Consider the following 13,463-nt stretch of genomic DNA (forward strand, 5'->3'; position numbering starts at 1 on the left):
GCCCCAAATTTTGCGAAGTTTTTTCGGTAAGGTTGACACATATGGTCTTTTTTCATTATAATAGATACGATTGTAAAAACGTGAAAAAGATGGAAAACAGTCGAGCGGCTGTCTGGAAATGCGGCGGCAGACAGAATAAGAATTCCGCTGCGGGGGATGAATTGCAGAAAACGCAGCAGAATGAGGAGATAGACGGATGAAAAAATGGAAGTTATTGGGGAAACGGGCGGCGGCGTTTCTGCTGGGCGCTGTGATGGCGGTCAACCCAGGGCTGGCAGGTACTGCAGCAGAGTCTTTGCTGGGGATCGTCAGCTATGCGGAAGAGAGAACCGCGTCGGTCAATGCGACAAACCTGAATGTCCGGAGTGGACCGGGCACTTCGTATCAGGCACTAGCGAAGCTGTCCAAGGGCGCACCGGTTACAGTACTTGGTGAGCAGACGGGAACGGATGGCGTCGTATGGTATCAGATACGATATAGCGGAAGCGGCGGTGAGCAGACGGGGTATGTTTCGAGCAAATACATAAAGTTTCCGACGGCGATCAAATCGGATTCGGATTTTGAAATCTATCTGACAAAGCAGGGATTTCCGGAGAGCTATAAACAGGGGCTCCGGGAATTGCATGCACAATATCCGAATTGGACGTTCACGGCGTTCCAGACGAATCTGGATTGGAACACAGCGTTGAAAAATGAAAGCGTGATCGGGCGGAACCTGGTTGCGAGCAGCAGCATTTCGTCCTGGAAATCGACCGAGACAGGTGCGTATGACTGGGGAACCGGAACCTGGCCGGGTTTTGACGGAAGCTCCTGGGTACAGGCGTCTTCGGATATTATCGCCTATTATATGGATCCGCGGAATTTCTTAAATGATAAATATATTTACCAGTTCATGAAACAGTCGTATGACAGTTCGCTTCACACGAAGACGGGGCTGCAGAACATGGTGAGCGGAACCTTCCTTTCCGGCACGGTGTCGGGCGGCTCGTCGGTATCGGCCGGTACGGGAAGTAGTTCAGGAAGCTCTTCTTCCGGTTCAGCGACGGGACCGGGAAGTTCGTCAGGTTCGAGCGGAAGCAGCGCCGGTCTGTCGTCTCCGATCGCTTCGATCAGCGATCATAAGACGGAGCGGGTGGCAGCGACCAATGGACCGGGCATGGCGGGAGATGGATTTTCTTCCAACAATGCAGACGGGGAGACGGCGCCGGTCAGCAGCGGCACATCGAATAAGTCATCGGGGACAACCAGCAGCACGGCTGGAACCACCAGTGGCAGTACAAGCGCACCGGAAAGCAGCACAACTGGAACAACTTCTGGTTCAACCAGCAGCGGAAGAACAAGTGCACCGGGAAGTGGCACTTCCAGCAGTTCGGGAACTTCCACGGGAGTGGCGCAGCAGTCTGAAATCGGTACTTCCTATGTAGATATCATCATGAATGCGGCATCCGAATCGGGAGTCAATCCATATATTCTGGCGTCGATGATTCTGCAGGAACAGGGCAGCCAGGGAACCGGACGCAGTATTTCCGGAACGGTGTCCGGCTATCAGGGATATTATAACTTCTTTAATATAGAGGCATATCAGTCCGGCTCGATGAGTGCGGTAGAACGCGGACTCTGGTGGGCATCCCAGTCGGGAACCTATCTGCGCCCGTGGAACAGCATCGAGAAATCGATCCGCGGCGGTTCGGTTTATTACGGCGAGAATTATGTAAAAAAAGGACAGGATACGCTGTACTTAAAGAAATTTAATGTGCAAGGCAGCAACCTTTATAAACACCAGTACATGACGAACGTGCAGGCGGCAGCTGCCGAAGGACTGACGCTTTCGAAGATCACGGCATTGGCAAATACAACACTTGAGTTCTCGATTCCGGTGTATAAAAACATGCCGGCGGGCGCCTGCGTCAAACCGACGCTGGACGGCAGCCCGAACAACAAGCTGTCGGCGCTGGGTGTCGATGGATTTGCACTGACACCGACCTTTAACCGAGATACAGAGTCCTACGATCTGATCGTGGATCCATCGGTGGCAAGTGTGACGGTAGCAGCGAGCGCGATTGATTCCAAGGCAACGATTGCCGGAACGGGAACGGTCGATTTGCAGAGCGGTGTCAATGAGATCACCGTGACGGTCAAAGCGGCAAATGGAAATCTGCGAAATTACGTCCTTCACGTAGTGCGCCAGTCGGGCGGTCCGACCTACTCAAGCTCGATTGGAAGCGGCGTTTCCTCTGGAAGCAGCTCTAGCGGTCCGGCGACGGGACCGGGCATGTCTTCAGGAAGCAGTTCAGGAAATTCTTCCTCCGGCGGTTCGGATGTGCAGATTGTCGGTCCGACCTCTTCGGGAAGCAGTTCAGGAAGCTCTCCTTCCGGGCAGTCCGCACCGGGATCGAATGTGAATGGATTTGGGAGCGGCAGTTCCGGAACCCTGATTGCGCCAAATGGGGAGTCTGTCGGGAGCGCCGGCAGTCCGCAGGGGAGTCAGTCGCCGACCAGCGCGACGGCACCATCCCAGTCCACATCGGGAACGCATGCGGCATCGTCGGTGCGCGGGGATGTCAACGGCGACGGTAAGCTGAACATCATGGATATCCTGCTGGCACAGCGGTCGATACTGGGACTTGGAAAGTTAAGAGCGGAAGAAATCGCGCGCGCCGACCTCAATGGAAATGGAAAAGTAGATATTTTGGATGTTCTTTTGATGCAGAAGAAGATTTTGGGACTGTAGGGATATTTCACGTACCTGCGGCTGGTCTTGAGAGATGGCAGCGGGTACGTGAAAATTTGTAAAGAAAGGGAACGGTGCAGATATGGGACCGTTACCAATAAAGAATATAGGACAGGGCAGTTGAATGAAAAGGTTTAAAAATATCATATTAGGTATACTTGCGGCAGGTATGCTGACGGTGGCGGCGCCGGTTGGCGGGATCAGCGCCTATGCATCCAGCGCAAAAATTTCATTTTCCGATCCGAGTGCGACGGTGGGGCAGGAGTTCAGCGTCAATGTGAAGATCTCCTCTCAGGATGGAAATCTAGGGGCATCCGACGTGGTACTTTCCTATGATCCGTCGGTCATTGAGTTTGTGAGCGGAAATAACGCAAGCGGCGGTGCAGGTTCCGTCCGCCTGGTTGGAACGATGGATTCCAATTCGACGAAGGCATTTTCCTATACGCTGAAATTCAAGGCAGTGCAGGCGGGAAATACTTCGATCTCTGTGGGAAGTTATGAAGTCTATGACTCAGATGCACAGGCAGTCACAGTTTCTAAAACGGGGACGGCGAGCGTCAAAGTAAAAGCACCGGCAACCTCCTCGGCGGAAGCGGCGCTTTCGTCCTTGAAGATTTCTCCAGGAACACTTTCTCCTGCATTTTCGCCAAATGTGACTTCCTATACAGCGCAGGTAGGAGCCAGCGTCGATAAGCTGGCGGTCAGCGCGAGTGCGAAGGACAGCAAGGCGAAAGTCCTTGTCAGCGGTGATTCCAGCTTAAAGGTAGGTGCTAATACCGTTGTCTGCAAGGTGACGGCGGAGGATGGACAGACAACTAAGAGCTACACGATCACAGTCAATAAGCTGGATACGGTCGATGTGCCGTCAGAGGCGGAGACAGGGGCTGAAACAGAGGCAGTTGGGACAACGCCGGTTGTGACAAACGGGCTGGATGTGGAAATAGACGGCGTTTCCTATACGGTGGCGACGGAATTTGATGCTCCTTGCTTCCGGAAGGATATACGCAGTCTACCTGTACTTATGGCGGTTCAGAGGTCCAGTGTGGAAATGGCAATGACCTGACGCTTCTGTATTTGCAGGGTGCCGATGGAAATGGTGCGTTTTATATTTATATACCGGAATCCGGTGTGTTATCGCCGTATGTGACGATCGATGTGACAGCAAAGTCGATTCTGGTGCTTCCACCGGATGAGTCGGTTCAGATTCCGGATGGATTTATGGAGACGACCATTCAGTTAAACGGCACGTATAAAGTGCAGGGCTGGGTGTGGAAGAGCGATGAACAGCAGAAGTATTGTGTCGTATATGGTATGAATGAGAGCGGCGAGAAGTCGCTGTACCGGTATGATATTGCAGAAAAGACCTTCCAACGGTATTTTGAAGACCCGTCTCTGGCAACTAAATACGATGATGCACAAGTGGAAGAGATTGTAGATAAGTACAACGCACTTTGCAGGGATTATAATATCCGCTTTATCATGCTTGCGGTTCTGGGCGTGGCATGTGTAATCTTGTTCTTTATCGTGATCAATCTTCTGCTCAAGCGAAAAGAGTGGAGAGGGGAAGCGCAGGCAGCCGGAGGCAGACAGAGGTCCAAGCGCCGTCCGCCATCGCCGAATGCACGACCGGCGGCAGACGCACGGGTGAAACGAGGCACTGGGCGCGACAAGAGAGAAGATGGGGAAATGACGCCGGCAAGACCGGCAGCGCGGAGTGAGAAGGAGCGCATGGCAGCGGATGACAGACGCCGCCCGTCTGCAGAGCGGATGGAGGAAGGGCGTCGGAGTGCGCGCCGAACCCAAGAGATGCTGGAGACAAGACCGGTCCGCCGGGAGCGGGAAGATGAGCGCGAGACGCCGCCGGCCCGCCGGACAAGGGATGAGGAGCGCGCGTCCCAGCCGGTTCGCCGGGAGCGGAGTATGGAGGCAGCAGCATCGGCAGACCGCGCAAAACGGATGCCGGAGGAAAGACGCCGCCGGGAAGCAGGAAGCGAAAATCGTTCCGAACGCGTCCGTAGAGAAATGCCAGAAGAAAGCAGTCCGGCTTGTGTCCGCAGAGAGGCATCAGAAGAAGAACGTCTGCAGCGCACCCGCAGAGATGCGGCAGAGGAAAGCCGTTCAGAGCGTCCGCGCAGAACTTCGGCAGACGGAAGCCGCGCAGAGCGGGAACGCCAGGCAGTGGCAGAAAGCCGACGCACAGAACGGGAACGTGCCGTTTCAGCAAAAGAAAGCCGCCTGCAGCGCGATTACACGCCTGCATCGGCGCATCGTGCGGCGAAAGAGTCTGCAGCATCGGGAGAACGCCGGAATGCGCGCCCGGCGATTTATGTGCGCCCGGCATCCCGCTCGGAGCTTTACTACACGCTGGAACGGGAGGAATACGGTGATCGCCCAACGAGATATGAGTCGGAATCAGAGCGATCCAGACGCGCCCGCGAGGCAAAAGCCCGGTTAGAGCGGGATCGGCGCGATGAGGATGGATTTGAGTATATCGACGATCCGCAGTAAATAAAAGAGGAAAAGATGGATATCTGTCCAGGAGATTTCTGGCGGGTATCTGTCTTTTCTTTTATATCGCTTTTTTTGTAACAAGTTCACGTTACTGTTCACGCATACGTGCCCAGTAACGGAATTTGCCGTGGCTTCGCATTTAAATACGGCAAATTCCTGCTGCCACCACGTTTTCTTACGGCACTTTCAGTTCCAAAAGTGCCTATCCGTGAACAGTAACAAGTTCACACAATTAACACAGTTTTACAGTTGACGAAAACATCTGTTTGTTATACAATCTATATAACAAATGATAAAACAGGCGGCTGACTGTATTTAGAAACGGGGTCTGCCGTCAGAATGAAAGATGGTGGAGTATGATTGTAGAGATTGATTTTAACAGTGAGGAAGCGCTTTATATTCAGCTCATAAACCAGATCATCATCGGGATTGCGACCGACCAGATCCGGGAGGGCGATACGCTGCCATCCGTGCGCCAGTTAGCGGATAACATCGGAATTAACATGCACACGGTCAACAAGGCATATTCTGTACTGAAACAGGAAGGCTTTCTGCGTGTGGACCGCCGCCGCGGGGCAGTGATTGCACTTGACACGGATAAGATGCGGACGATCTCGGAGATGCGCCGGGATCTCAGTGTGATTCTGGCAAGAGGTGTCTGTAAAAATGTGAGCCGCGAGGAGGTTCACAATCTGGTGGATTCCATTTATGACGCATTTACAGCGGAATAGCAGGTTCCGGCTGCGGGCGATGGTTTTTGTGTATTGGAACCGTTGCGGGATGTGTATGTTGGGAGGATAAATTATGCTGTGTGAGAAATGTGGGATTCGCGAAGCGAATATTAAATATACAGAAGTGTTTAACGGCGTCAAGACAGAGCATAATCTCTGCGCCCAGTGCGCGAAGGAGATGGATCTGGGACCGTACTCGGCACTGATTGAGGGAGAATTTCCGCTTGGAAAACTGCTTTCGAGCCTTTTGGGACTGACGGATGCGTCTGCCAGCCAGGCACCGAAAGAGGATGTGGTATGCCCGACCTGCGGCACGACGTATGAAGAATTTATCAAGAACAGCCGTTTCGGATGCGCGGACTGTTATCATGTGTTTGATCCGCTGCTTGGAGAGAAAATTAAGAAATTGCAGGAAAATTCGAGCCATACCGGCAAACATCCGAAGATCCAGCCGCGCAGTCAGGCGGCTGCAGAGGTGACGAAGAAAGGAGAACTGGAATTCAGCCCGGAAGAGCAGATTAAGCAGCTGAAACGCAGGCTGGAAGCGGCGTTGCAGGAAGAAGACTATGAGACGGCTGCTGCCTGCCGGGATAAGATACACAGTCTGGAAGGAGAGATGAGACATGACGAAATGGTTTGAGGAAGTGGCGAATGATGCGTCCAATATCGTTTCCAGCCGGGTGCGTCTGTCTCGGAACTGGGAGGAATATAAATTTCCGAGCCGTCTGGAGCCGGATGAGGCGCGGACGATGATTGCCCGTTTAAAACAGAATTTCCGCGATCTGGGTGACCGGGACGGTCAGTTTTATGAATATGAAGATCTAGAATTGATGGAGAAGCTTGACCGCACCGCATTGCGGGAACGGCGGCTTTTAAACCGCACGCTGGCGGAGAAGACGACGCCGGGCGGGATCCTCTGTTCGGAGGATGAGCGGGTCAGCATGGTATTAAATGCGGACGATCATATCCGTTTACAGGTGCTGGCATCGGGACTCGATCTGCAAGAATGTTATGCAAAAGCGGATGAGCTGGATGATTATATCAACGAGAAGATTCCGTATGCATTTAATGAGAAATATGGGTATCTGACGTCCTATCCGACGAATGTCGGAACAGCAATGAAGGCGTCCGTGGTCGTGCATCTGCCGTCTCTGACAATGAATAAGAAATTTCAGGAACTTCTGGGCGATATGGGACGTTTCGGCACGACCGTGCGCGGCGTTTATGGCAGAGGCAATGAAAACTATGGCGATCTGTACGAGGTAGTCAATCAGAAGACACTCGGAATCACCGAACAAGAGATTCTGGAGCTGGTAGCCAACGTGGCGGGGCAGCTCTCGGCGCAGGAAAATCAGTTCCGCGAGGTTTCTCTGTCGAGGCACCGCCTGGAGCGGGAGGACGAGGCGTACAAGTCCTACGGCGTTCTGAAATATGCGCGCCGGATGACGCTCAAGGAAGCGATGACATTTCTATCTCATGTCTGGGCGGGCATCGCGGACGGGCTGTTAAAACCGGCAGAATTTGTGAGCATTTACCGCCTGATGATCGGCATCCAGCCGGCAAACTTACAGAAACGTTCGAGCAAGCCGCTGGGACGTGAGGAATTGGAGGCAGAGCGGGCGCGGTATCTGCGTGAGGAACTGCCGAAGCTGGTGTAAAGTAAAAAGAAACAGGAGGAACAGTAAAATGATCGATCGTTTTACTCAGAAAGCTAGAGAAGCGATCCGTCTGGCAGTCGAGACAGCGCAGGAGCTGGAACACGGCTATGTGGGGACGGAGCATCTGCTTTTAGGACTGATAAAAGAGGGAACTGGCGTGGCGGCAGCGGTTTTGGCAGAACATGATGTGACAGAAGAGCGTGTCATGGAACTGATGGAGCGTCTGATAAGCCCGGCAGTGGCGACTCAGGTAGAGGGACAGATTGAATATACGCCGGGGGCGCGCGCCGTGCTACAGGCGAGTTATGATGAGGCGGTTTTTTTCAAAGCGCCTCTGATTGGAACGGAGCACATCCTGATTGCCATCATCAAGGATGGAAAATCAACTGCGTGCCGTTTACTCAATACAATGAATGTTAATATTCAGAAATTATATGTGGATCTGATGGGGGCTATGGGCGATGATGCGCCGTCCGAGGCGGCGGAAGATGCGGCAGCAGGACGGGTGCGCCCGGAGAAAGGCAATACACCGAATCTGGACAATTTCAGCCGGGATCTGACCCAGATGGCGCGGGACGGAAAGCTCGATCCAGTCATCGGCAGGGAACGGGAAATGAAACGTGTTATTCAGATTTTAAGCCGCCGGACGAAGAATAATCCGTGCCTGATCGGGGAACCAGGCGTCGGAAAAACGGCGGTTGTGGAAGGTCTGGCGCAGTTCATTGTTTCCGGCAATGTACCGGAGACGATCGCGAAAAAGCGGGTTGTCAGCCTCGATTTGTCCGGCATGGTCGCAGGATCCAAGTACCGCGGTGAGTTCGAAGAGCGGATTAAGAAGGTACTTGCCGAGGTGCGGGAGAGTGGAAATGTGCTCTTGTTTATTGACGAGATTCACACGATCATCGGCGCAGGCGGCGCGGAGGGCGCGATCGATGCCTCCAATATCCTGAAACCGTCGCTGGCGAGGGGCGAGATTCAGCTCATTGGTGCGACGACGCTGGAAGAATACCGCAAATACATCGAAAAAGATGCGGCCTTGGAACGCCGGTTTCAGCCGGTTATGGTGGATGAGCCGACGGAGGCGGAGTCTATCGAGATTTTGAAGGGGCTTCGCAGCCGCTATGAGGAACACCACAAGGTGACGATTCAGGATGAGGCACTGGTGGCAGCGGTGCGCCTGTCTGCCCGCTACATCAATGACCGTTTCCTGCCGGACAAGGCGATCGATCTGATCGATGAAGCATCTTCGAAGCTGCGTCTGACTGTATATACGGAGCCGGAGGAGATCAAAAAGCTCGAAGCAGAGATTAAAAAACTCGAAGACCAGAAGGAAGAGGCGATCAAGGCTGAAGCTTATGAGAAAGCCGGTGAGATCAAGAAGAAGCAGCAGAAAAAGCAGGAAAAGATTGAAAAGATTCGTGAAAAATGGGAAAAAGAGAAAAATTCACGCAAGTTAGTGGTCGGTGAAAATGAGATTGCGGATATTGTTTCTGACTGGACGAAGATCCCGGTTCGCAAGCTGGCAGAGGAAGAGTCAGAGCGGCTGTTGAAACTGGAGTCAATCCTGCATGAGCGCGTGGTCGGACAGGAGGAAGCTGTATCCGCCGTGGCGCGTGCGATCCGCCGTGGTCGTGTGGGACTCAAGGATCCGAAGCGGCCAATCGGTTCGTTTCTGTTCCTGGGGCCGACGGGTGTCGGAAAAACAGAGCTTTCCAAGGCACTCTCGGAGGCGATGTTTGGCACGGAAAATGCGATGATCCGCGTTGATATGTCGGAGTACATGGAGAAACACAGCGTTTCCAAGATGATCGGTTCGCCGCCAGGATATGTTGGCTACGAGGAGGGTGGGCAGCTCAGCGAGAAGGTGCGTCGCAATCCATATTCGGTTATTCTCTTTGATGAGATTGAAAAAGCGCATCCGGATGTATTTAACATTCTGCTGCAGATCCTCGATGACGGGCACATTACGGACGCACAGGGACGGAAGGTGGATTTCAAGAACACGATTCTGATTATGACCTCCAATGCGGGCGCTGAAAATATTATTTCCCCGAAGCGGCTTGGATTCTCGTCGGAGAGCGGTGAGAAAGCGGATTATGCGTTTATGAAAGAGCGCGTGATGGAGGAAGTGCGCCGGATGTTTAAGCCAGAGTTTTTAAACCGAATCGATGAGATTTTAGTATTCCATCCTCTGACGAAGGAGAATATCAAGACGATCGCGGGCATTCTGCTGCGCGGCATCAAGAAAAGGACGGAGGATCAGCTTGGAATGACGCTCACGATCACAGATGATGCGATCGATTTTCTGGCAGACAAGGGATATGATTCCAAATATGGTGCAAGACCGTTGCGCCGGACGATCCAGACGCAGATCGAGGATCAGCTTTCTGAGAAGATCCTGGAAGGCACGATCCGGAAAAAAACAGAGGTTCGGATTGAAAAAGATGGCGATCAGCTGAAATTTGAGACGGTCTAAAGGGCTGGAAGCGAAAAGACTGGTAAACCCGGTCGAAGTGTGTTAAAATGATACTACTGAGTAACTGTGTAAGTGCGGAGCAGTTGCGATATTGATTAAAAGGATACTAGGAGGATAAAGCATTATGCCAGTAGTTAGCGAGTTAATCCGCATCGAGGATGACGGAACCATCAGTTTTGGCAATTATATGTTAGCAGCAAAGTCCAAGCTGCAGGATTTTGAATTTCAGGGCGATCTTTATAAGGTAAAAACATTCGGCGAGATTACCAAGCTGGAGCGCAACGGAATGTTCGTATATGAGTCGGTACCGGGCACGGCAGTCAATCATTTCCAGGCGGGAGATGCTTCCGTACAGTTTTCGGTTGAGGGCGAGAAGGATGCTCAGATTACCATTCAGTTAGAGGATGAGCGTGAGTATGAGGTATATGTAGACGGCGTATCGGTCGGCGGCATGAAGACCAACGTCAGTGGCAAACTGGTACTGAGCGTGGAGCTGAACCCGGGCAAGGCAACCGCAATCCGGATTGAAGCCAGATAAGGAAAAGAAAAACAAAACGTTACGTACAAGTTACAATGCATGAGATGAAAGCTGCTGCATGGCAGGAATGGCGGGCGTGTGCGCCGGAAGCCGGTTTCCGCCATGCAGCGGCTTTTTGTGTAATAAGAAATATGAGAAGAAGTGTTTGGAAAGGAATCAGCATGGCAAAGGCAAAATCAACGGGATTTTTCTGCAGGGAATGCGGTTATGAATCTTCCAAATGGATGGGGCAGTGCCCGGCGTGCAAGGCGTGGAATACGATGGTGGAAGCGCCGTCCGCACCGGCATCATCCGGTACGGCAGCAGGGCGGTATGCGGCAGCGGCTTCGCTGACGGCGGCACCGGGGAAACGGGCTGGCGCGCAGGCAAAGCCGGTCAGCTTAGATGAAATTGAGCTTTCCGATACGGATCGGACGAGAACCGGATTTGCAGAACTTGACCGGGTGCTTGGAAGCGGCGTGGTGCGTGGCTCCCTGGTGCTGGTCGGCGGAGATCCGGGAATCGGAAAATCAACCCTGCTTCTGCAGGTCTGCCGGAACCTGGCAGGACAGGAACAAAAGGTTTTATACGTCTCCGGCGAGGAGTCATTAAAACAGATCAAACTGCGGGCAAGCCGGATCGGGACGGTGCGCGGACCACTTTCGTTCTTGAGTGAGACGAACCTGGATACGATTGCGGAGGTGATCCGGGAGGTACGCCCGGATGTGGTCGTGATCGACTCGATCCAGACCATGTTTATCGAGGCGGCAGGTTCTGCACCGGGCAGTGTCAGCCAGGTAAGAGAGTGCACCGGCGTCCTGATGCAGCTCGCAAAAGGACTGGGTGTGACAGTCTTTATCGTCGGTCATGTGACGAAAGAGGGTGTTGTGGCGGGACCGCGTATGCTGGAACATATGGTCGATACAGTGCTATATTTTGAGGGCGATCGCCATGCGTCCTACCGGATTCTGCGGGGAGTGAAGAACCGTTTCGGTTCGACCAATGAGATCGGCGTGTTTGAGATGCGGGAGGAAGGACTGGCGGAGGTGCCGAATCCATCCGAATTTATGCTGGAAGGGCGCCCGGCGGAGGCATCCGGTGCGGTGACTGCCTGCTCGATGGAGGGAACCCGCCCGATTCTTCTGGAAGTGCAGGCGCTGGTGTCAAAGACGAATTTCGGACTGCCGCGGCGGACGGCAGCGGGCGTCGATTACAACCGTGTGAACCTGCTCATGGCAGTGTTGGAAAAACGATGCCGTTATGCCCTGTCCGGGTACGATGCCTATGTCAACATTGCAGGCGGCATGAAGATGAACGAGCCGGCGCTTGACCTTGCGATCGTGATGGCGCTGATTTCCAGCTATAAAGACCGTCCGCTGGATGAGAAAACGATCGTATTTGGCGAGGTCGGACTCTCCGGAGAGGTGCGCGCCGTCTCGATGGCAGAGCAGAGAGTCCATGAGGCAGTCAAGATGGGATTTACAAGGTGCATTCTTCCGATGGTCAATGTCAGTAAATTGAAACCAAGGTCGGATATCCGGCTGGAAGGGGTGGCAAATGTGCGGGAGGCGATTGGGCTGCTGTAGGTTGCTTGGATTTTGGGAAAATTTAAGAAAAATAATATTAGCGTAATGTGAGTAACAGCAAATTTGTCTCAGTGGGAGTTAGGTCTCCGACTGAGATAAACGCTCCGCGAGGATGCGCAGTGATTCTGATAGGAATATGTCAGCTTCTCTGACCAGAATCACGCGCCAAGTCTCATGGACGTTCGACTTGAATGTTAAAAAAAACAAAAAACGCCAATGACTCATCTCTGAATCACTGACGCCTTTAGAAGCAGGGGAAGAGGGATTCGAACCCCCATTAACGGTTTTGGAGACCGTTGCTCTGCCATTGAACTATTCCCCTTCGCTGCTGACTCAGTTATGATATCATAGCCATAACGAAAAGTCAACAATTTTTTTATAATTTTTCATTTTTTTGATTTAATATATTTTTTTCCATTTATTAAGTATCATTCATCATTTTATATGGAAACTAGAGATCAGGATAATTTGGTAAAAGAGAATTTGTGTGCTCATGCTGGGTGGAAAATCACAATGAATATTTAGTCCAACTGCCCAAAAACAATCCGCTAAACCATTTGATGTATATAAATAATGACAATATATCATGAAATGAATACGACGATAGTTCTAGACGTCGGAATATTTTACCAAGAAACACTCTACTTTTTTGGTAAAAATCATGTATTAAAAATATGCGGTATAAAAGAAATCAAATTGACATTCGACAAAAATCATGCTATAAACACTGAATAAATCTTTATGGTTTTAAATGTGCCTAAAAAACGGAGGGAAAAATTCTGTTGGTACATTCAGGAAAAAGGAGTTGTTTATTATGAAACAGAGAAAAATTATGCTGAAAACGATAGAAGATGCAAAGAAATTTGTCAATGCTTCTATGAAATGCGATTTTGATATTGATGTTTTTTATAACCGTGTTGTCATTGACGCCAAGTCGATTCTGGGAGTTATGAGTTTGGATCTGACACAGATTCTGACCGTTGAGTACACGGGCGAGGATGCAGAGTATGAGGCGTTCCTTGACACGATGGAAGCGGACAATGTGACAGCGGCATAAAAGGGCTGGAGGGCTGGTTCAAGCGGAACATAGATATCATAGATATTTTGGAAGGATATGTATGACCCGAATCGGTATGATGAAAGAAAAGTTGATAGTACGAAAATAAAGAAAGACTGCGGGTGCCGGAGAGAAGATGGTGTCTGCAGTCTTTTTGATAGACATATATATGTACTCTCGGAGTCTTTCTGCACGT

The 13,463-nt window shown here is 51.7% G+C and carries 10 protein-coding genes and 1 tRNA gene; 10 read left to right on the forward strand and 1 reads right to left on the reverse strand.

The window, feature by feature from the left end; all coding sequences use genetic code 11:
* Positions 1-196 precede the first annotated feature (196 nt).
* The 9 genes from DW085_RS00750 to radA all read left to right on the forward strand — a co-directional run bounded on the left by DW085_RS00750 (position 197) and on the right by radA (position 12,210).
* The gene (locus tag DW085_RS00750) at positions 197-2,731 is read left to right on the forward strand and encodes an SH3 domain-containing protein (protein ID WP_118490726.1); all 2,535 of its coding nucleotides are present in this window, start codon (positions 197-199) and stop codon (positions 2,729-2,731) included.
* 124 nt (positions 2,732-2,855) lie between these two features.
* On the forward strand, positions 2,856-3,794 hold the full coding sequence (locus tag DW085_RS00755; protein ID WP_118482134.1) for a cadherin-like beta sandwich domain-containing protein: 939 nt from the start codon (positions 2,856-2,858) through the stop codon (positions 3,792-3,794).
* Positions 3,716-5,239 (forward strand): hypothetical protein, encoded by a 1,524-nt coding sequence (locus DW085_RS00760; RefSeq protein ID WP_147353911.1) that lies wholly within the window; start codon positions 3,716-3,718, stop codon positions 5,237-5,239. The genes DW085_RS00755 and DW085_RS00760 overlap by 79 nt, the downstream gene beginning before the upstream one ends.
* A gap of 359 nt (positions 5,240-5,598) precedes the next feature.
* On the forward strand, positions 5,599-5,973 hold the full coding sequence (locus DW085_RS00765; protein ID WP_022359631.1) for a GntR family transcriptional regulator: 375 nt from the start codon (positions 5,599-5,601) through the stop codon (positions 5,971-5,973).
* A 73-nt stretch (positions 5,974-6,046) separates the two neighbouring features.
* Positions 6,047-6,613, forward strand: coding sequence for a UvrB/UvrC motif-containing protein (locus tag DW085_RS00770; RefSeq protein WP_107000012.1), 567 nt, complete (start codon positions 6,047-6,049; stop codon positions 6,611-6,613).
* Positions 6,597-7,631 (forward strand): ATP--guanido phosphotransferase, encoded by a 1,035-nt coding sequence (locus DW085_RS00775; RefSeq protein ID WP_117795639.1) that lies wholly within the window; start codon positions 6,597-6,599, stop codon positions 7,629-7,631. The genes DW085_RS00770 and DW085_RS00775 overlap by 17 nt, the downstream gene beginning before the upstream one ends.
* Before the next feature lie 28 nt (positions 7,632-7,659).
* Entirely contained in the window at positions 7,660-10,107 is a 2,448-nt protein-coding gene (locus DW085_RS00780; RefSeq protein WP_118490730.1) for an ATP-dependent Clp protease ATP-binding subunit, read from the forward strand.
* A 124-nt stretch (positions 10,108-10,231) separates the two neighbouring features.
* Positions 10,232-10,645 (forward strand): endosialidase, encoded by a 414-nt coding sequence (locus DW085_RS00785; RefSeq protein WP_118490732.1) that lies wholly within the window; start codon positions 10,232-10,234, stop codon positions 10,643-10,645.
* 161 nt (positions 10,646-10,806) lie between these two features.
* On the forward strand, positions 10,807-12,210 hold the full coding sequence (gene radA, locus DW085_RS00790) for a DNA repair protein RadA (RefSeq protein ID WP_118491158.1): 1,404 nt from the start codon (positions 10,807-10,809) through the stop codon (positions 12,208-12,210).
* A gap of 251 nt (positions 12,211-12,461) precedes the next feature.
* On the opposite strand, the gene DW085_RS00795 is transcribed toward radA, so the two are convergent.
* Positions 12,462-12,532, reverse strand: a tRNA-Trp gene (locus DW085_RS00795).
* A 492-nt stretch (positions 12,533-13,024) separates the two neighbouring features.
* On the opposite strand from DW085_RS00795, the gene DW085_RS00800 reads away from it, so the two are divergent.
* Positions 13,025-13,267, forward strand: coding sequence for an HPr family phosphocarrier protein (locus DW085_RS00800; RefSeq protein WP_107000009.1), 243 nt, complete (start codon positions 13,025-13,027; stop codon positions 13,265-13,267).
* Positions 13,268-13,463: the final 196 nt, after the last annotated feature.

Origin of the sequence: Clostridium sp. AF50-3 (assembly GCF_003477445.1) — a bacterium.
Classification (GTDB): Bacteria; Bacillota; Clostridia; order Lachnospirales; family Lachnospiraceae; genus Otoolea; species Otoolea fessa.